This window comes from Nocardioides sp. JCM 18998 (assembly GCF_055391535.1).
The window spans coordinates 673980-691714 of record NZ_AP043886.1 but is presented as its reverse complement, the minus strand read 5'-3'; the positions used below and the strand labels follow the sequence as shown (position 1 = coordinate 691714).

The 17735-nt window shown below is 71.6% G+C and carries 18 protein-coding genes and 1 riboswitch; of the genes, 12 read left to right on the top strand and 6 right to left on the bottom strand.

Translation table 11 applies throughout. The features are described 5' to 3' along the window. Positions 1 to 68 precede the first annotated feature (68 nt). Positions 69 to 1067, top strand: coding sequence for an LLM class F420-dependent oxidoreductase (locus ACZ5L9_RS03275; protein ID WP_464533788.1), 999 nt, complete (start codon positions 69 to 71; stop codon positions 1065 to 1067). Positions 1068 to 1281: 214 nt separating this feature from the next. Here ACZ5L9_RS03275 and ACZ5L9_RS03270 read toward each other — a convergent pair whose 3' ends face one another. Next, positions 1282 to 2445: an alpha/beta hydrolase gene (locus ACZ5L9_RS03270; RefSeq protein WP_464533785.1), complete on the bottom strand. Its 1164-nt coding sequence runs from the start codon at positions 2443 to 2445 to the stop codon at positions 1282 to 1284. Positions 2446 to 2512: 67 nt separating this feature from the next. Between ACZ5L9_RS03270 and ACZ5L9_RS03265 the strand changes: the two genes are divergently transcribed. Next, positions 2513 to 4060, top strand: coding sequence for an FMN-binding glutamate synthase family protein (locus tag ACZ5L9_RS03265; protein ID WP_464533782.1), 1548 nt, complete (start codon positions 2513 to 2515; stop codon positions 4058 to 4060). A gap of 122 nt (positions 4061 to 4182) precedes the next feature. Here ACZ5L9_RS03265 and ACZ5L9_RS03260 read toward each other — a convergent pair whose 3' ends face one another. The 3 genes from ACZ5L9_RS03260 to ACZ5L9_RS03250 all read right to left on the bottom strand — a co-directional run bounded on the left by ACZ5L9_RS03260 (position 4183) and on the right by ACZ5L9_RS03250 (position 7343). Next, the gene (locus ACZ5L9_RS03260) at positions 4183 to 4674 is read right to left on the bottom strand and encodes a hypothetical protein (RefSeq protein WP_464533779.1); all 492 of its coding nucleotides are present in this window, start codon (positions 4672 to 4674) and stop codon (positions 4183 to 4185) included. 114 nt (positions 4675 to 4788) lie between these two features. After that, a complete protein-coding gene (locus ACZ5L9_RS03255; protein ID WP_464533776.1) occupies positions 4789 to 6222 on the bottom strand; it encodes an alpha,alpha-trehalose-phosphate synthase (UDP-forming) in 1434 nt (477 codons plus the stop codon). A gap of 44 nt (positions 6223 to 6266) precedes the next feature. Next, positions 6267 to 7343 carry a Gfo/Idh/MocA family protein gene (locus ACZ5L9_RS03250; protein ID WP_464533773.1) on the bottom strand — a complete coding sequence of 359 codons (1077 nt, stop codon included), beginning with the start codon at positions 7341 to 7343 and terminating at the stop codon, positions 6267 to 6269. 113 nt (positions 7344 to 7456) lie between these two features. Here ACZ5L9_RS03250 and ACZ5L9_RS03245 point away from each other — a divergent pair, with 113 nt between their 5' ends. The 6 genes from ACZ5L9_RS03245 to ACZ5L9_RS03220 all read left to right on the top strand — a co-directional run bounded on the left by ACZ5L9_RS03245 (position 7457) and on the right by ACZ5L9_RS03220 (position 12322). After that, a complete protein-coding gene (locus tag ACZ5L9_RS03245; protein ID WP_464533771.1) occupies positions 7457 to 7750 on the top strand; it encodes a DUF3263 domain-containing protein in 294 nt (97 codons plus the stop codon). Between the two features lie 2 nt (positions 7751 to 7752). Beyond that, on the top strand, positions 7753 to 8259 hold the full coding sequence (locus tag ACZ5L9_RS03240; protein ID WP_464533768.1) for a LytR C-terminal domain-containing protein: 507 nt from the start codon (positions 7753 to 7755) through the stop codon (positions 8257 to 8259). 117 nt (positions 8260 to 8376) lie between these two features. Next, on the top strand, positions 8377 to 9219 hold the full coding sequence (gene otsB, locus ACZ5L9_RS03235; RefSeq protein WP_464533766.1) for a trehalose-phosphatase: 843 nt from the start codon (positions 8377 to 8379) through the stop codon (positions 9217 to 9219). An 87-nt stretch (positions 9220 to 9306) separates the two neighbouring features. Beyond that, positions 9307 to 9446: riboswitch (SAM riboswitch) on the top strand. 9 nt (positions 9447 to 9455) lie between these two features. Beyond that, a complete protein-coding gene (thrC, locus tag ACZ5L9_RS03230) occupies positions 9456 to 10724 on the top strand; it encodes a threonine synthase (RefSeq protein WP_464533763.1) in 1269 nt (422 codons plus the stop codon). 105 nt (positions 10725 to 10829) lie between these two features. After that, complete coding sequence (locus ACZ5L9_RS03225; RefSeq protein WP_464533760.1) at positions 10830 to 11762, top strand: SGNH/GDSL hydrolase family protein; 933 nt, start codon at positions 10830 to 10832, stop codon at positions 11760 to 11762. Between the two features lie 32 nt (positions 11763 to 11794). After that, positions 11795 to 12322, top strand: a complete 528-nt coding sequence (locus tag ACZ5L9_RS03220; protein WP_464533758.1) for a GNAT family N-acetyltransferase — start codon at positions 11795 to 11797, stop codon at positions 12320 to 12322. On the opposite strand, the gene ACZ5L9_RS03215 is transcribed toward ACZ5L9_RS03220, so the two are convergent. Together ACZ5L9_RS03215 and ACZ5L9_RS03210 are read right to left on the bottom strand one after the other, a co-directional pair. Beyond that, positions 12309 to 12899: a VanZ family protein gene (locus ACZ5L9_RS03215; protein WP_464533756.1), complete on the bottom strand. Its 591-nt coding sequence runs from the start codon at positions 12897 to 12899 to the stop codon at positions 12309 to 12311. The genes ACZ5L9_RS03220 and ACZ5L9_RS03215 overlap by 14 nt on opposite strands. Next, on the bottom strand, positions 12896 to 13654 hold the full coding sequence (locus ACZ5L9_RS03210; protein WP_464533753.1) for a D-alanyl-D-alanine carboxypeptidase family protein: 759 nt from the start codon (positions 13652 to 13654) through the stop codon (positions 12896 to 12898). Before ACZ5L9_RS03210 ends, ACZ5L9_RS03215 begins: the two co-directional genes overlap by 4 nt. An 87-nt stretch (positions 13655 to 13741) precedes the next feature. On the opposite strand from ACZ5L9_RS03210, the gene ACZ5L9_RS03205 reads away from it, so the two are divergent. From ACZ5L9_RS03205 to ACZ5L9_RS03190, 4 genes are read left to right on the top strand one after another with little or no spacing between them, the layout of a single operon-like run. Further along, positions 13742 to 14425 (top strand): response regulator transcription factor, encoded by a 684-nt coding sequence (locus ACZ5L9_RS03205; RefSeq protein WP_464533750.1) that lies wholly within the window; start codon positions 13742 to 13744, stop codon positions 14423 to 14425. Continuing rightward, a complete protein-coding gene (locus tag ACZ5L9_RS03200) occupies positions 14422 to 15567 on the top strand; it encodes a sensor histidine kinase (protein ID WP_464533748.1) in 1146 nt (381 codons plus the stop codon). Before ACZ5L9_RS03205 ends, ACZ5L9_RS03200 begins: the two co-directional genes overlap by 4 nt. Positions 15568 to 15611: 44 nt before the next feature. After that, positions 15612 to 15740, top strand: coding sequence for a hypothetical protein (locus ACZ5L9_RS03195; RefSeq protein WP_464533746.1), 129 nt, complete (start codon positions 15612 to 15614; stop codon positions 15738 to 15740). 4 nt (positions 15741 to 15744) lie between these two features. Then, positions 15745 to 17646, top strand: coding sequence for a hypothetical protein (locus ACZ5L9_RS03190; protein WP_464533744.1), 1902 nt, complete (start codon positions 15745 to 15747; stop codon positions 17644 to 17646). The last annotated feature ends 89 nt before the right edge of the window (positions 17647 to 17735 follow it).

Here is a 17735-nt window from a genome sequence, read left to right as displayed (position 1 = left end):
TTCACGGGCGACACGTTAGCGTGGCTAACGACAATGGTTCCGGGTGCGAAGCGAGAAGGAGCAACATCGTGAAGTTCGGTCTCTTCATCCCCCAGGGCTGGCGATTCGACCTGGTCGGCATCGAGCCGGCGCAGCAGTGGGCGACGATGCGCGACCTCGCGCAGGCGGCCGATCGGAACCCCGGCTGGGAGTCCCTCTGGGTCTACGACCACTTCCACACCACGCCCGAGCCCTCCGACCAGGCCACCCACGAGGCCTGGACGCTGATGGCCGCCTTCGCCGCCGCCACCGACCGGATCCGCCTGGGCCAGATGTGCACCTGCATGGCCTACCGCAACCCGGCCTACCTCGCGAAGGTCGCCGCGACCATCGACCACGTCTCCGGCGGCCGGATCGAGATGGGCATCGGCGCCGGCTGGTACGAGCACGAGTGGCGCGCGTACGGCTACGGCTTCCCCGAGCCCCGCGACCGCCTCGGCATGCTGCGCGAGGGCGTCCAGATCTTCCAGCAGGCCTGGACCCGCGGCGTCGCGACGCTGGACGGCACGTACTACCAGGTCGACGGGGCGATCTGTCAGCCACTCCCGATCCAGACCGCACCCAGCGGGATCCCGCTCTGGATCGCCGGAGGTGGCGAGAAGGTCACGCTGAAGATCGCGGCGCAGTACGCCGACTACACCAACTTCGACGGCTCGGAGGATGGCTTCCAGGCGAAGTCAGCGCTGCTGGAGGAGCACTGCCGGACCCTCGGGCGCGACTTCGGGGCGATCACCCGCTCGTCCAACTACAACGTCTTCATCGGCGAGACCGAGAAGGACGTCCAGGACAAGATCGCGTGGTTCGGCGACCATCTCGTCGCGTCGCTCGGCGAGGCCGCCGGCCCGGAGCACGCCCGTCGCACCACCGCCCAGGGGCTGGTCGGCACCCCGGAGCAGATCGTCGAGCGGCTCCGGGGCCTCGAGGCCCTGGGCATGACGTACGCCATCACCTACTTCGCCGACGCCGCCTATGACCGCAGCTCGATCGAGCTCTTCGAGCAGCAGGTCATCCCCGCGCTCCAGGACTGAGTTCCGGAGGTCGTGCGTCTCGCAGGTCGTGCGTCCCCCAGGTCGAGCCTCCCGCAGGTCGAGCGTCTCGGAGGTCGAGCTTGTCGAGACCCGGTCTCGACAAGCTCGACCCCCGGCGTCAGCGCTCGACCCCGGCGTCCGCTCGACCCCCGGCGTCAGCGCTGGACCCCGGCGTCAGCGCCCGACCTCGGGCGCCGACCCTCGACCCCCGGCGTCAGCGCTTGAGCGCGCGCGAGCTCTGCGAGGAGTAGCGGCGCTGCGGGCCGGCCCCGATGCCGGCGGGCGCCGCCACGTCGTGGCGGCGCATCCAGGCGTCGAGCAGTGGCCACGAGGTCGTCCGGGCGGCACGACCGGTGAGCATCCCGAGGTGCCCGCCGGGGACCTCGTGGAACTTCACCTCCGCGGCGCCCGACAGCAGATCGAGCAGCGGGCGTACCGAGGCGATCGGGGCGATGCCGTCGGTGGCGCCGCCGAAGACGAGCACCGGGACGGTGATGTCGGCCAGGTGCAGCATCCGGCCCTCGAGGTCGAACGAGCCGCTGACCAGCTCGTTGAGCGCCAGGAAGCGGTGGTAGAGCTGCCCGAACGTCCGGCCGGGGTAGGCGATGATCCCCTGGGTGAAGCGGTCCACCGCCTCCAGCTGGGCCAGGAAGTCGGTGTCGGCGAGGTGGGTGAGCTGGGCCATCGGCTTGGTCACCATCTTCTGCGCCGCGGTGACCTGGAAGGCCCATCGCACCAGCGGCTTCGGGGCGCCGCCGAGCACTCGTACGGCACCGCCGATGATCCGGCCGTCGGTGAGCCGCACGAGCGGGCGCAGCGGCGCGACCAGGGGGACCCGGGACACGTCGACCGGGCTGCCGAAGATGCTCAGGGTGGCGATCGGGAGGTCCGGGTGGGCGGCGGCGGTGAGCAGCGAGAAGATGCCGCCGAGGCTCCAGGCCACGACGTGGACCGGTCGGCCTCCGGCATCGTCGGAGACGGCGCGGATCGCGGCCGGCACGACCTCCTCGACCCAGTGCTCGACGCCGAGGTTGCGATCGGCGAAGGAGATCTCGCCGTACTCCACCAGATACGTCGGCCGCCCCTGGTCGACCAGGTGCTCGACCAGCGAGCAGCCGCGGCGCAGGTCGTAGCACAGCGGCGGGGCCGCGAGCGGCATCACCAGCAGGACCGGGTCTCCCTGGTCCTGCACGCCCGCCGCGGGCCGGTACCGGTAGAGCTCGCGCAGCACGCCCTCGTCGATGAGGGTGCGCGGCATCGGGCGCAGGTCGGCGAGGCCACCGTAGAGCACCTTGTGGGCGATGTTCCCGGCGGCCGCGGCGATCGCCTCGGGGGGCGGGACGAACCCGGGCAGCCTCACCGAGTGCAACGACACCATGTCCCGCAAACTATCTTCATCTCGCGCCGCTTGCCACGCGCGTGCGCCGACGGATAGGAACGGCCCCATGAGACTGAGGCACCTCGCGGGAGCGGCCGTCGCGGCCGCCGGCGTCATGGCGGTCAAGGACCTGACCCAGAAGAAGCACGCCATCCAGCGGAACTTCCCGGTCATCGGCCATGCCCGCTACTGGCTCGAGACGATCGGGCCAGAGCTGCGGCAGTACATCGTCACCAACAACGAGGAGGAGCGGCCCTTCAGCCGCGACCAGCGCAGCTGGATCTACGCCAGCGCGAAGGAGGAGAACAACTACTTCGCGTTCGGCACCGACGTCGACGTCGAGCACCTCCAGGGCCATGCGTACATCAAGCAGCGCACCTTCGCCTCCGAGCTGCCCGACGACCACGACCGCCGCGCCACCCTGCCCAGCGCCAAGGTCCTCGGCGGGCCGCGCGGGCGGGCGCGGGCGTTCCGGCCCGGCTCGGTCGTCAACATCTCCGCGATGAGCTTCGGAGCGCTCTCCTCGGCGGCCATCACCGCGCTCAACAAGGGTGCGGCCGCCGCGGGCACGCTGCACAACACCGGCGAGGGTGGGCTCTCGCCGTACCACCGCAACGGCGGGGACCTGGTCCTCCAGATCGGTACGGCCTACTTCGGCTGCCGCAACGACGACGGCACGTTCAACCTCGACAAGCTCAAGGAGACGGTCTCATCCGCCCCCGTGAAGGCGATCGAGATCAAGCTCTCCCAGGGCGCCAAGCCGGGACTGGGCGGACTGCTTCCGGCGGCCAAGGTGACGCCCGAGATCGCCGAGATCCGCGGCATCCCGCTGGGCAAGGACTGCGCCTCCCCGTCGCGGCACACCGCCTTCACCGACGTCGACTCGATGCTCGACTTCGTCGAGCTGCTCGCCGCCGAGACCGGCCTGCCGGTCGGGATCAAGTCGGCCGTCGGCGAGATCGACTTCTGGCGCGACCTGGCCCGGCTGATGTCGCCGAGGGAGCGCGGCGTCGACTTCGTCACCGTCGACGGCGGCGAGGGCGGTACGGGCGCGGCGCCCCTGCTCTTCACCGACTCGGTCTCGCTGCCGTTCCGGATGGGCTTCTCCCGGGTGTACGGCACCTTCGCCGAGCTCGGCCTGACCGACGAGCTGACCTTCATCGGCTCGGGCAAGCTCGGGCTGCCCGACAATGCCGTGGTCGCCTTCGCGCTGGGCGCGGACATGATCAACGTGGCCCGCGAGGCGATGCTCTCGATCGGCTGCATCCAGTCCCAGAAGTGCCACACCGACCGGTGCCCGACCGGCGTCGCCACCCAGCACCCGTGGCTGGTCCGCGGCCTCGACCCGGTGGACAAGGCCGAGCGCTGCTCGGTCTACCTGCGGGTGCTGCGCAAGGAGCTGATGAAGGTCTCGGCCGCGGTCGGCGTGGCCCACCCCGGCCTGATCACGCCCGCGGACGTGGAGATCTTCAACGGCGACTACGAGGCCCGTTCCCTGGCCGGCGTCTACGGCTACAAGGACGGCTGGGGCGAGCTCGGCCCGGCGCTGCGTGAGCAGCTGCTGACGCTCATGACGACGAAGGCCGAGTTCAACGAGCGCGAGCAGACCGCCTGATGCGAGCGCTGGGGTGCGACGACACGTCGTCGCACCCCAGCGGGTCAGGCCGGCGGGTCAGGCCAGCGGGTCAGGCCTATGCCTCAGGCCGATGCCTCAGGCCGATGCCTCAGGCTGATGCGTCAGGCCGACCTGGTGCGGAGCTCGTTCCCGGCGATCACCGTGCCGGCCAGGGTCAGGAGCAGCGCCAGCCAGTAGCCGACTCCGTGGCCGTAGTCGATGCCGGCCATGTCGATCTTGCCGCCGGGCCACACCACGAGGGCGAGCAGGGTGCAGACGAAGGCCAGCGCGAAGAGCGCGGCGACGCCCGCAGCCGGGACCGGCACCGAGACCCGGAGGGCGGGCAGCACGGCCAGGACGCCGGCGGCGAGCGCCAGCAGCGCGCCGGCCCAGCCGAAGAAGCCGTGCCAGGCGCCCGTCGAGCCGCTGATGCCGCCCAGGCCGGCCGCGCCGTTCAGGCTGACGGTGTAGTAGGGCAGGAACGAGCAGATCAGCGTGAGCACGCCGATCCCGGCGAGCACGAGCGGGATGCGGCCGGCGGACCTGAGGTCCGCGGCGGCGCGATTGAGGTCGAATCCGGCGCTCTGCCCGGACGGTGAGTTCTGGTCGGTCATGGAGGGTCCTCGTCGGATGAGTGGGAGCAGTCGCTTCACTCTGGCGTCCGGCGACGACGAGGGCAAGGTTCTTGTCAGGAAGCCCGAGGTGCCTGCCTCCCGCGACGTGACGGATCAGTGGGTGGTGTGTCCCGGGGCACGGACGCGCTTGCCGTGCGCCGACGGGATGTCGGCCATCTCGCCGAGGAACGACGCCGCCCAGGCGTCGATGTCGTTGGTCGCGACCGTCTTGCGCATCGCCTTCATCCGACGGCTCTGCTCGCGCTGATCGGCCTGGTAGGCCTCCAGCAGGGCGGACTTCATCCCGTTGAGGTCGTAGGGGTTGACCAGCCAGGCCTGACGCAGCTCGTCGGCGGCACCGGCGAACTCCGAGAGCACCAGCGCGCCGTCGTTCTCGTAGCGGCAGGCGACGTACTCCTTCGCGACGAGATTCATGCCGTCGCGATACGGGGTGACGACCATGACGTCGGCGGCGCGGTAGAGCGCGGCCATCTCCTCGCGCGGGTAGGAGGAGTGCAGGTAGGAGACGGCGGGGCGGCCGATCCGGCCGAGGTCGCCGTTGATCCGGCCGACCAGTCGTTCGATGTCGTCACGGAGCACGCGGTACTCCTCGACGCGCTCGCGCGAGGGCACCGCGACCTGCACGAAGACCGCGTCCTCGACGCTGAAGTGGCCGTCGGCCATCAGCTCGGAGAACGCGCGCAGCCGGGCGTAGATGCCCTTGGTGTAGTCCAGCCGGTCGCAGCCCAGGAAGATCTTCGCCGGGTTGCCCAGCGCCTCGCGGATCTCCTTGGCCCGGTCGGTGACGCTGGATGAGCGGGCCAGCTCCTCGAAGCCGGAGGCGTCGATCGAGATGGGGAACGCCGCGGCCTTCACCGTCCGGCCGTCGGGGAGGTAGACGGAGTCGCGGTGGGTCTTGTGCCCGACCCGCTGGCGCACCAGGCGGATGAAGTTCTGCGCTGCGCCGGGCAGCTGGAAGCCGACCACGTCGGCGCCGAGCAGTCCCTCGAGGATCTGGCGACGCCACGGGAGCTGCTGGAACAGCTCGGCGGGAGGGAACGGGATGTGCAGGTAGAAGCCGATCCGCAGGTCGGGGCGGAGCTCGCGCAGCATCTGCGGGACCAGCTGCAGCTGGTAGTCCTGAACCCAGACCGTGCCGCCGGGCGCGGTGACCTCGGCGGCCTGCTCGGCGAAGCGCTGGTTGGTGGCGCGGTACGCGTCCCACCACTCCCGGTGGAACGCCGGCTTGGCGACCAGGTCGTGGTAGAGCGGCCAGATCGTGCCGTTGGAGAAGCCCTCGTAGTGGCCCTCGATCTCCTCGGCCGTCATCGACATCGGCAGCAGCCGCATGCCGTCGTCCTCCAGCGGCTCGAGATGCGCCTCGGTGCCGCCGGGCCAGCCGATCCAGACGCCGTCGTTGGCGCGCAGCACCGGCTCGAGCGCGGTGACCAGACCACCGGGCGAGCGCCGCCAGGTCTTGGTCCCATCGGCCAGCTCGACACGATCGACGGGGAGACGGTTGGCGACGATGACCAGGTCGGCCTGCATGTTGTTGACCATATCGGTCACCCGGTTCCCCCCACGGCCCGAAATCACTCGCCCGGGTAGCGGATCCCCGTCAGCTCGCGGATCTCCTGCATCTGGCGCATCAGGGTCAGGGTCTGCTCGTGCGGCACGAGCGGCGACTCGAGGAGGCCGGCCCGCAGGCAACGGCCGACCTCGACGGCCTCGTTGCCGTACCCGCGCCCGAGGACCGGCTCGTCCGGCTCGATCACGATCGGCTCCTGCGCGGTGTCCTCAGCGGTCCAGTCGGCCTTCTGCCCGATCGGCGTGAAGACGATCGACTCGGGGCTGTGGAAGCCGGTGAGGTCGATGCGGCCGAGCTCGGTCGCGATCGCGGCGGCCGAGGACGACCACGAGCTCATCGAGGCGTGCATCGTGGCAAGTGCGCCGTTCTCGTACGCCCCGGTCATCGCGACGGCCAGGTCGATCGCGGCCTCCCGACCCGAGTCGGCGCCCGTGCCGACGACGACGTTCGCCTGGGCGGTGAGGGAGCGGGCCGGGCCGAGGATGAGGTGGGCGAAGGTGAGCGGATAGATGCCCATGTCGAGCAGTGCGCCACCGCCGAGGTCCGGGTTGAGCATCCGGTCGCTGGGATCGGCGTTGACCACGAAGCCGAGCTCGGCGTGGACGTGGCGCGGGGTGCCGAACTCGCCGGCCGCGAGGCGCCGCTGCAGCGCGCGGACGCCGGGGTGGCACGCGGTCCACATGGCCTCCATCAGGAAGAGGCCGTGCTGGCGGGCGAGGGCGACCATCGCCTCGCTGTCCGCGACCGAGAGGGTCAGCGGCTTCTCGCACAGCACGTGCTTGCCGGCCTCGAAGCAGAGCCGGGCGTTCTCCAGGTGCAGGGAGTGCGGGGTCGCGATGTAGATGACGTCGACGTCGGGGTCGGCGACGAGCTCCTCGTAGGAGCCGTACGCCCGGGGGGTGGCCTCCTGGTCGGCGCCGTACCGCTCGGCGAAGGCCTGGGCGGACTCCAGGCGGCGCGATCCGACGGCGACGAGCTCGGCGCCCGGGACCAGCGCCAGGTCGCTGGCGAAGGCGTGTGCGATCTTGCCGGTGGCGAGGATGCCCCAGCGGATGGGAGCGAGAGCGGTCTCATGAGTCACAGCCGCAACGGTAGCCCCAGCCGACCCGCCACGCCCGTCCGAACGAATCACATCGGTGTGATTCCTCGTCTACAGTGGGCACGACAGCGACGAGCACGAAACGGAGGGTCTCCATGGCCGCCAGCGCCCTGCCCCACGGCGATGCGAGCAGCACGCCGGGCCTGAGCGAGCGTGACCAGGACATCCTCGCCTTCGAGCGCCAGTGGTGGAAGTACGCCGGCGCCAAGGAGGCGGCCGTGCGCGAGCAGTTCGACATGTCGTCGACCCGCTACTACCAGGTGCTCAACGCCCTCATCGACCGCCCGGAGGCGCTCGAGCACGACCCGCTGCTGGTCCGCCGGCTGCGCCGTCTGCGTGCCGCCCGCCAGCGCCAGCGCTCCGCCCGCCGGCTCGGATTCGAGGTCTGAACGTGAACCGCCTGTGGATGCGTGACCAGCGCGGCATCGCGCTGCCCTCACCCGTCGTCCTGCTGAGCATCGTCGCGGTCGCGATGGCGCTGGTCGCCTTCGTGGTGACCCGCGGCGACGGGCAGGGCGAGGAGAAGGTCATCCCCGCGGCCGCCGTCTCGAACGCTGCCACCGCCACGCCGTCGGCAGGCCCCACCCCGACGGCGCCGAAGACGAAGAAGCCGCAGCCGATCAAGCGCGGCAAGATCTACGTCGAGGTCTTCAACAACTCCCAGGTCAAGGGCCTCGCGGCCGAGGCAGGCGACAAGGCCTCCAAGGCGGGCTGGAACGTCGTCGGCGCCGACAACTGGTACGGCTCGATCCCGGCCACCACTGTCTACTACCCGGCACGGCTCAAGGCCGCCGGCAAGCAGCTCGCGCTCGACCTCGGCGTGCACCGCACCGCACTCGCGGTCGACCCGATGAAGATGGACCGGCTCACCCTCATCCTCACCGCGCCGCTGGGCTGATCCCGGGCCGACAGCTCGGACTGACCCGTCGGGAGCCGGGCCAGCGCGCCGACGGGTTCCGCACCCGTTCCTCGCCCCTCAATCTCGGGTTCACCGCGGACGTGACAGGCTGAGCCCATGGAGTTCGCATCGGCCGCCGCCGAGCAGAAGTACGCCGCGCTCGCCGACCTCGCCGGACAGGCGGTCATCGCCTTCGACTTCGACGGCACCGTCTCGCCGATCGTCGAGGACCCGACCCGGGCGCACATCCACCCCGACGCCGCCGAGGTGCTGATCGCGCTGGCGCCGAAGGTGAAGGCGCTGGCCGTCGTCACCGGCCGGCCCGCTCGGCAGGTGCTCTCCCTCGGCGGACTCGAGGAGGTCGCCGACCGGCTGGCGGCCTCCGGTACCGAGCTCCTGGTCCACGGCCAGTACGGCAACGAGCACTGGACCTCGCGCGAGCGCGCCATCATCGGCCCGCGTCCGCCCGTCGGCCTGGCCACCTTCCTGCGCGAGCTGCCCAAGCTGCTGCGCGACCACGGTGCCGCCGATGCGTACGTGGAGGAGAAGGGGCTCGCGGTCGCGGTCCACACCCGGCGCGTCGCCGACCCGCAGGCCGCCTACGACCGTCTGCTCGGGCCGCTGCGGGCCGCGGCCGAGTCGCACGACCTGACCGTCGAGCCGGGCAAGCAGGTGATCGAGGTGCGCGCCCCCGGCATGGACAAGGGCCTGGTGATCGACCGCCTGGTCGACACCCTCGGCGTGAAGGCGATCCTCTTCGCCGGCGACGACCTCGGCGACATCGAGGCGTTCGAGTCGCTCGACGCGTGGGCGGCCGAGGGACTCGCCACGCTCAAGGTCTGCTCGCTCTCGCCCGGGGACCCGGAGGAGAGCGCCCTCCGGCCTCTCGCGGACGTCGTCGTCGACGGTCCGGACGGTGTTCTCGACCTCTTCCGTCGCCTCGCCTCCGACGCCTCCTGAGCGCACGTGTCCGAATAGCGAGATGCTGTTCTCGCTATTCGGAATCTCGGTTTCGTCGGCGGGCCGATGCTCCCGTACCATCGCTCTTGCTCATCGAGAGGGACTGAGGGAACGGCCCAGTGAAGTCCCGGCAACCGACCGCGAGCCTCCTCCCACCCCCGTGGGTAGGTCGCGGGGACAGGTGCTAAATCCGGCCCGGTGCGAAGGTCGCCCGGGGAAGATGAGGAGGAGGACTCATGAGCGTCGACACTGCCGAGAAGACCCTGCGCGAGGGTGCGTTCGGGAACGCCACCGCCCTGGCCTGTCGCGAGTGCGGCCACAAGATCGAGCTCGGCCCGCACTACGCGTGTCCGGAGTGCTTCGGTCCGCTCGAGGTCGCCTACGACTTCCCCGCGATCACCCGTGCCGAGATCGAGGCCGGGCCGCGCAACATCTGGCGCTACAAGGCGCTCCTGCCGGTCCCCAGCGACATCGAGCAGAGCCCCAACACCGAGCCTGGCTTCACCCGCCTCCTCGAGGCCAAGAACCTCGCCCGCGAGCTCGGCCTGGCCCGGCTCTGGATCAAGGACGACTCCACCAACCCGACCAACTCCTTCAAGGACCGCGTCGTCGCCTGCGCGCTGTCGGCGGCGACCGAGCTCGGCGCGAGGGTCTTCGCCTGCCCCTCCACCGGCAACCTGGCCAACGCCGTCGCGGCGGCGGGCGCCCGCGCCGGGATCAAGACCGTCGTCTTCATCCCGAGCAACCTCGAGCAGCCCAAGCAGGTCAACTCGGCGATCTTCACCGACAACCTGATCGCCGTCGACGGCAACTACGACGACGTCAACAAGCTCGCCCAAGAGATCGCGGCCGAGGAGGAGGGCTGGGCGTTCGTCAACGTCAACGTCCGCCCGTTCTACGCCGAGGGCTCCAAGACCCTCGGGTATGAGATCGCCGAGCAGCTCGGCTGGCGCCTGCCCGACCAGATCGTCATCCCGGTCGCTTCCGGCTCGCAGCTCACCAAGGTCGACAAGGCCTTCCAGGAGCTGATCAAGCTCGGTCTGGTCGAGGACAAGGCGTACAAGATCTACGGCGCCCAGGCCACCGGCTGCAACCCGGTCGCGACCGCCTTCAAGTCCGGCGTCGACGCGATCCGCCCGGTGAAGCCGGACACGATCGCCAAGTCCCTCGCGATCGGCAACCCCGCCGACGGCATCTACGTCCTCGACTCCACCCGTCGTACGGGCGGCGCCGTCGAGGAGGTCTCCGACGACGAGATCCGCGCCGCGATCGTCCTGCTGGCGCGCACCGAGGGCATCTTCACCGAGACCGCCGGCGGCACCACCCTCGCGGTGACCAAGAAGCTCGTCGAGACCGGCCAGCTGGACCCGTCCCTCGAGACCGTCATCATCAACACCGGTCACGGCCTCAAGACGCTCGACGCGATCAGCGGCATCGTCGGCCCGCGGGCGACCATCGCGCCGTCGTACGACGCCTTCGAGGCCGCCGGCCTCGCCGAGGCCTGACGCACGACCGTACGAACTGTCACCGTGACACGGTGTCACGGTGACAGTGCGCGTTGGTGGGCCGCCGTTCCCGGCTCGTTCACCTCGCCGCGCTACAAGCGGGGCATGAGCGGACGCGAGGAAGCACGTCGACTGGGCCGGATCGCCGCGGGAGCCGGTGTGGCGGGGGCCGTCGGAGCCGTCGGCGCCGCGGCGGGTGCCGGGTTCGTGGTGCTGCTCAAGCGCCAGGCCGCGCAGGCCCGGGCGATCATCGGCAAGCCGCTGGGTGAGATCGCGCCCTACTCCGACAAGGTCTACAAGAAGTCGTACGGCAACACCGTCGACCTGCTCCTGCTCGGCGACTCGATCGCCGCCGGCCTCGGCGCCGAGGACGGCGACAGCACGCTCGGTGCGCGCCTGGCCAAGGGGATCGCCAAGAAGGCCGTCCGCTCGGTGCGGCTGAGGACCGCCGCCGTGGTCGGCAGCGAGTCCTGGATGCTGCCCGAGCAGCTCGCCTCCCTGCCGCCCGACTACCGGCCCGACGTCGCGGTGGTGATCGTCGGCGGCAACGACGTCACCCACCGGATCCCGGTCGCCGACTCGATCAAGCACCTCGCCGCGACGATCGAGGCGCTGCACGAGCTCGACGCGAGCGTCGTGGTCGGCACCTGTCCCGACCTCAGCGCGCTGCGGGCGATCCCGCAGCCGCTGCGGTCCCTCGGCGGTCGGGCCTCGCGCCAGCTCGCAGCCGCCCAGGCGGGGGCGGCGCACCAGGCCGGGGCGTACGTCGTCTCGCTGGCCGACGTCGTCGGGCCGTTCTTCGTCACCAACCCCGACGAGATGTTCAGCCTCGACCGGTTCCACCCGAGCGCCGTCGGCTACAAGCGGACGGCGAAGGCGCTGCTGCCCTCGATTCTGGCCGCGCTCGGCATCCGCGAGGAGGTGCCGTTCGGACATCAGGCGCCGGTCTTCGCCGACGCCGCCGAGGAGGTCGTCGCGGCGGCGACCCGGCGCACGGTGCTGCGGGTCCGGGGCTCGCTTCCCGGACGGAGCCGCTGAGACTCGCCGGCTGCTCCCTACACTCTGCGGTTGTGCTGACCTTCCGTGACGCCACCGCCGCCGACGTCGACGCGCTCGTCGAGCTGATCGAGTCCGCCTACCGCGGCGACTCCAGCCGCGGCGGCTGGACCACCGAGGCCGACCTGCTGCACGGCCAGCGCACCGACGCCGAGGCGGTGCGGGCGGTCATCGAGGACCCCGCGAGCCGGATGATGGTGACCGAGCGCGACGGCCGGCTCGTCGCCTGCTGCCAGCTCGAGGAGCGCGGAGGCGCCGACGGCCTGGCCGGCTACTTCGGCATGTTCGCGGTCCGTCCCGAGGAGCAGGGCGGCGGCGTCGGCAAGCAGGTCCTGGCCGAGGCCGAGCGAATCGCGCGCGGCTGGGGCGCCGTCGAGCTGCACATGACGGTGATCGTGCAGCGCGAGGAGCTGATCGCGTTCTACGGGCGCCGCGGCTACCGCCGCACCGGCAGCCTGAGCCCCTTCCCGTACGACGACGTGCGCTTCGGCGTGCCGCAGCGCGACGACCTCGCCTTCGAGCTGCTGATCAAGCAGCTCTGAGTGCGGCCCGGCGGTGCCACACCGGCCAGGTGAGCAGCGCCGCGAGGGTGGCGCCGGCCGTGTTCAGCAGGACGTCGTCGATCGAGGCCACCCGGCCCCAGGCGAGGGCGTACTGGGTCGCCTCGATGAGGCTGGAGGCGATCGCCGCCGTCACCAGGACCCGCGGCACGGTGGCGAGCGCGCGGAAGCGGATCGGTCCGAAGAGGCCGAGCGCGGCGAGCACCACGAGGTTGCCGAGCACCTGGTACTCCGGCATCGTCTCGAGGTCGCGCAGCGGCACCAGGCTGAGCGCGCGATGCCCCGGAGTGCTGCTCGCCGGGAGCATGGTGAGCCACAGCCAGGGCGCGGTGCCGTAGACCAGCCCGACCTCGGCGATCGATCGACGCCGGGCCAGGCCCCGGGCGAGCCCGGAGCGCACCCGCCACCGGGTGAGTGCCCGTGCGGTGAGGACCGCGACCGGGAGCGCGAGCAGGGTCACCACGATGACGGTCTCGTAGGTGCTCATCCACGCCAGCGGTGAGCGGCCGTTGAGGATGACGCCATGCCCGGGCACGGGAAGCCGATGGCGGGCCGTCATCGCTGCATCCGTGGGTCGTGGGCCGCATCGGCGTACATCTGCGGACACCCGTCGCTGACGGCTGCGGGACGCAGCTCGAAGTGCCAGGACTCGTTGGCATAGATCCGGCACAGCCCGTACGACGCGCCGTGCTCGGCGAGCCAGGCGGTCGTCGCCGCCGGCCCGAGGTCGACCGCCTCGCCGGCCTCGTGCACGGACGTCCCCGGGCGCGCGACCCACCGGGCGGCCTCGGCCTCGGAGCCGTACTCGTCGATCGCCTGGTCGAAGAGCTCGCGCTGGTAGGCCAGCGAGCGCCAGCCGCTGTTGACGACGAGCTGGAGGCCGACCCGGGCGGCGTCCTCGGCGGCGGCACGCAGCGCCGCCTCGAGCGCCGGATCCAGCTTCGCCACCGCGGGAACCGTGCCGTCGAGCACCGTCGTCCCGGCGGGCACCTCGCCATCGGCGAGCGTCAGGTCGCCGCTCGATCGGGGCTGGGCGAGCTCGCCTGGGACATCGGGCACGCCGTGGACGTCGCCGATCCGGTCCTGGGTGATCCGATCGTGGGTGATCCGGGCGGCGCGTTGGACCGGATGCGTGAGCGGTGCGGTGTCGGTCGTCGCGGCGCCGCGGGCAGCGGCCCCACAGCCGGCGAGCGATGCCGCGACGGCGATGAGGACGGCCCCGGCGGCGGCGTGGGCGGCGGCGCGGGCGGCGCGGCTCGGGCCGGTGGGAGATTGGCCGGTGGGACGTTGGCCGGAGGGACGTTCTCGGAGCATGCGATCAGCCAACGCGAGCGCGCGTTGCGAGGGCGTATCCGGTTTTCGATATGCCGGCGATACGTGCCCGCTCCCTACGATCGGGGCATGCGTGTGTTGGTCGTCGAGGACGAGCCCCTGATGGCCGCGGCGATCCGCGACGGCCTGCGGCTGGAGGCGATCGCCGCCGACGTGGCCGGCGACGGCGAGACCGCGCTGGAGCTGCTGAGCGTCAACAGGTACGACATCGCCGTCCTCGACCGGGACATCCCGGGACCGTCCGGCGACGAGATCGCGCAGCGGGTGGTCGCGTCGGGCAGCGGCATGCCGATCCTGATGCTCACCGCCGCGGACCGGCTCGACGACCTGGCCACCGGCTTCGAGCTGGGCGCGGACGACTACCTCACCAAGCCGTTCGAGATGCGCGAGCTGGTCCTCCGGCTGCGCGCGCTCGACCGCCGGAGGGCGCACAGCCGCCCGCCCGTACGGGAGATCGCGGGCCTGCGCCTGGACCCGTTCCGGCGCGAGGTCTACCGCGACGGACGCTACGTCGCGCTCACCCGCAAGCAGTTCGCCGTCCTCGAGGTGCTGATCGGCGCGGACGGGGGAGTGGTCAGCGCCGAGGAGCTGCTGGAGCGGGCCTGGGACGAGAACGCCGATCCGTTCACCAACGCCGTACGGATCACCGTCTCGGCGCTGCGCAAGCGCCTGGGCGAGCCGGGGCTGATCGCGACGGTGCCCGGCGTCGGCTACCGGATCGACGACGGGGCCGAGCGATGGGCGGGGCGATGAGCGGGGGACTGAGCGGGGGACTGAGCGGGTCGATGAGCGGGAGGAGTCGCGCCCCCGGCCTCAGCGTCCGGCTCAAGCTCACCCTCAGCTACGCGGGCTTCCTGATGCTGGCCGGCGCGCTCCTGCTCGCGGTCGTCTGGGTATTCCTCCTGCGCTACGTCCCGACCGGCCAGATCGTCACGATCGGCCCGCGCTCGCCCAACCGGCTGGACCTGCAGCGCGCCTTCATCCCGCGCGCGGAGCAGGCGATGGCGGCGCTGCTCGTGGTCGGCCTGGTCGGCGGCTGGATCCTCGCCGGTCGGATGCTCGCCCCGCTGCGCCAGATCACCCAGGCCACCCGGCTCGCGGCCGCCGGATCCCTGTCGCACCGGATCGACCTGCCGGGGCGCGACGACGAGTTCCGTGAGCTCGCGGACTCCTTCGACACGATGCTCTCCCGGCTGGAGGCGCACGTCGCCGAGCAGCAGCGGTTCGCGGCCAACGCCTCGCACGAGCTGCGTACGCCGCTCGCGATCAGCCAGGCCCTGCTCGAGGTCGCGCAGAGCGACCCGGACCGCGACGTCGACCAGCTCATCGACCGGCTCCGCGAGGTCAACACCCGGGCGATCGACCTCACCGAGGCGCTGCTCCTGCTCAGCCGTGCCGACCGGCAGGCCTTCAGCAAGGAGCGCGTCGACCTGTCGCTGGTCGCCGAGGAGGCGACCGAGACGCTCCTGCCGCTGGCCGAGCGGCGCGGCGTCACCATCGAGACGAACGCCGAGCTCGCTCCCGCGACCGGCTCGCCGGCACTGCTGCTCCAGGTGACGAGCAACCTCGTGCACAACGCCGTGGTGCACAACGTCCCCGCCGGTCGGGTGTGGGTGAGCACGATGGTCGAGAGGGATGCAGCCGTGCTGCGGGTGGTGAACACCGGCGAGCTTCTCGAGCCCGAGCTGATCGAGACGCTGGCCGAGCCCTTCCGCCGCGGAACCGAGCGCATCCAGGCCGACCACGCCGGCGTCGGCCTGGGCCTGGCGATCGCCAAGAGCATCGTCCAGGCACACGACGGCACGCTGGAGCTGGCGCCCCGTCCCGGCGGCGGTCTGGTCGCGGTCGTACGCCTGGCGACGCCTCGCGTCGCCGACGCCCTCGCTCGCGGATAGCGTCCTCGAGCCCGTTCTCGCTCGGGACGCTGCCGCTCGCTCAGGTGTCTCCGTACGACGTGCGCTCCGGCGTGCCGCAGCGCGACGACCCCGCCTTCGAGCTGCTGATCGAGCAGCCCTCAGGATCCGCGGCGGTGGGCGCGGACGAGCACGTTCGGCGTGATCTAGGGTGACGGGATGTCGATCAGCCTTCGCCGCCCCGCGGTTCTGCTGGGTGCAGCCATCGTCGGCATCGGCGGGCCGTGTGTGGTCCTACTCGCGCCGGCCGCGCACGCGGAGACCCGCGAGGCCGAGGTCGTGGTGGTCGATGGCGGAGCCGATCTGCGCGATGGTGCCAGCAGCACGCCCATCGTCGTTCCGGCGGCGGGGCGCACGGCGAGCTGGGTCGCTGCCTCCGCCGACGGCACGCGAGAAGCCCTCGTCGAGTCCGTGCCGTACGACGGCGGTGATTGGACCGGCACCGAGGACATGATCACGGTCCGGGATGCCGGTGGCCGGTTGGTGCGGACGGTCGACCGGCTCACGGTCGATCCGCTTCCGACCTTCTTCATTCAGCGTCCGGTCCTCGGTAACGACGGCCTCACGGTGGCGTACGACCTCTATGACTCCTCCGACGGCCGCCACTTCCCCGAGGTGCGCGATGTCGCCACCGGTGCGGCTCTTCACCCGGATGTCGATGCCAACGCCGACACCGAGGTGGTCGGCTTCGCGAGCAACACGTTGCTCGTCGTTCGGTCGCGGCCGAGATTCGCGACCGAGTCAGTGCTCCAGAGCGTCGCGGCATCCGGTTCGGCGCCGCCGCAGGACGTTCTCGGAGCGCCCGCAGGCGTCGTGAGCGAGCTCCGGCTGTCGCCGAACGACGACCGTGCGGCCCTCCTCGTCGACGGCGACGTCGAGGTGGCCCCGATCACCGTCTCGGGGGAGACGGTCAGCCTCGGCACCGCCGTGAGACTGACCTCGGACGGCCACAGCTCCTCGCTCTCCTGGTCGCGAGACGGTACGTCGATCAGCTTCGTGCACTCCGACGGGTCGGGCTCGTCCGGCGCCGACCTGGCCCGCGTTGCGGCAGACGGCGGTTCGGCCCCGGTCGTCACCGCGACGCCGGAGAGGGAGCAGGCGGTCGCCGTCGTCGGGCTGGACAGCACCGCGCCTGCGGCGCCCGTGGCCGAGACGGGCACGCTGCGGGGCACCTCCGCCGTCGTGCGCTGGGCCGGACCGACCGACACCGACCTCTCGGGCTACATCGTCACCCGCCGACTGGGCGCGGTGACCCAGCGAAAGGTCTTCGTGCCTGCCCCGGCGACATCCTTCGCCGACAACGGGCTCGTCCTCGGGCGCACCTACACCTACGTCGTGCAGCCGGTCGACCGTTCCGGGAACAGCGGGCCTGGGGTCGTCGAGCAGGTCGGTGCCGTGCAGCCGCGCCCCCTCGCGGCCGACCCGACGAGCACGACCGGCCCGCGGGGCGCCTTCCCGCTCACCCTGGCCTCGACCGCGCCCGCCGGCACGGCCTTCACCGTCGACTACCAGGTGCTGCCGAGCCCGACCTGGCATCGGCTCACCACCGATCGCCCCGGCCGGCGGGTCACCGTACCGGCCTCCATCGCCCGTGGCGGCCGGACGCTGCGCTTCCGGGTCGCGGCCACCGATGCCGCCGGCAACGCGAGCGCAGCGGTGGTGGGCGGCCGGGTCGTGGTGCCCTACGACGAGACCGCTGGCGCATGGTGCGGTGCCTGCGACAGCCAGCGACGATCCGGCGCCTATCACGGTGGCGTACACACGTTGTCCGCTCCCGGCCAGGCGTCACGGATCACGGCGGTCGGCGACCGGCTGCAGGTCGTCGGGGATCGGTCGCCACGCGGGGGCCGGTTCATGGTTCAGCTCCGCACGGGAGGCGGTCGTTGGGTTCGGTTGGGCGGGGTCGTCGACACGCACGCCGCCACCCGTCGCGCCCGCTGCGTGCTCTTCTCGCACACCTTCTCGACCAGCCTGCGGCGTACCTATCGCCTGGTCTGGGTGCCTGGCCCGACGCCGACCCGCCGAGTGGTGGCGATCGATGGGTTCGGCGTCCGTCGCTGACGGGGACCGGCCTTGCACTCGCCTAGGTCGAGTGCCAGACTGGCATTGGCACTCTCGACATGAGAGTGCCACTTCCGGAGGGTGACGTT

Bases quoted from the DNA above. Each gene is read 5' to 3' on its own strand.
- ACZ5L9_RS03245 (WP_464533771.1), top strand. From the start codon at position 7,457: ATGGCCGCCAGCGCCCTGCCCCACGGCGATGCGAGCAGCACGCCGGGC.
- ACZ5L9_RS03265 (WP_464533782.1), top strand. From the start codon at position 2,513: ATGAGACTGAGGCACCTCGCGGGAGCGGCCGTCGCGGCCGCCGGCGTC.
- ACZ5L9_RS03205 (WP_464533750.1), top strand. From the start codon at position 13,742: ATGCGTGTGTTGGTCGTCGAGGACGAGCCCCTGATGGCCGCGGCGATC.
- ACZ5L9_RS03200 (WP_464533748.1), top strand. From the start codon at position 14,422: ATGAGCGGGGGACTGAGCGGGGGACTGAGCGGGTCGATGAGCGGGAGG.
- thrC (WP_464533763.1), top strand. From the start codon at position 9,456: ATGAGCGTCGACACTGCCGAGAAGACCCTGCGCGAGGGTGCGTTCGGG.
- ACZ5L9_RS03225 (WP_464533760.1), top strand. From the start codon at position 10,830: ATGAGCGGACGCGAGGAAGCACGTCGACTGGGCCGGATCGCCGCGGGA.
- ACZ5L9_RS03190 (WP_464533744.1), top strand. From the start codon at position 15,745: ATGTCGATCAGCCTTCGCCGCCCCGCGGTTCTGCTGGGTGCAGCCATC.
- ACZ5L9_RS03260 (WP_464533779.1), bottom strand. From the start codon at position 4,674: ATGACCGACCAGAACTCACCGTCCGGGCAGAGCGCCGGATTCGACCTC.
- ACZ5L9_RS03255 (WP_464533776.1), bottom strand. From the start codon at position 6,222: ATGCAGGCCGACCTGGTCATCGTCGCCAACCGTCTCCCCGTCGATCGT.
- ACZ5L9_RS03215 (WP_464533756.1), bottom strand. From the start codon at position 12,899: ATGACGGCCCGCCATCGGCTTCCCGTGCCCGGGCATGGCGTCATCCTC.
- ACZ5L9_RS03210 (WP_464533753.1), bottom strand. From the start codon at position 13,654: ATGCTCCGAGAACGTCCCTCCGGCCAACGTCCCACCGGCCAATCTCCC.
- otsB (WP_464533766.1), top strand. From the start codon at position 8,377: ATGGAGTTCGCATCGGCCGCCGCCGAGCAGAAGTACGCCGCGCTCGCC.
- ACZ5L9_RS03270 (WP_464533785.1), bottom strand. From the start codon at position 2,445: ATGGTGTCGTTGCACTCGGTGAGGCTGCCCGGGTTCGTCCCGCCCCCC.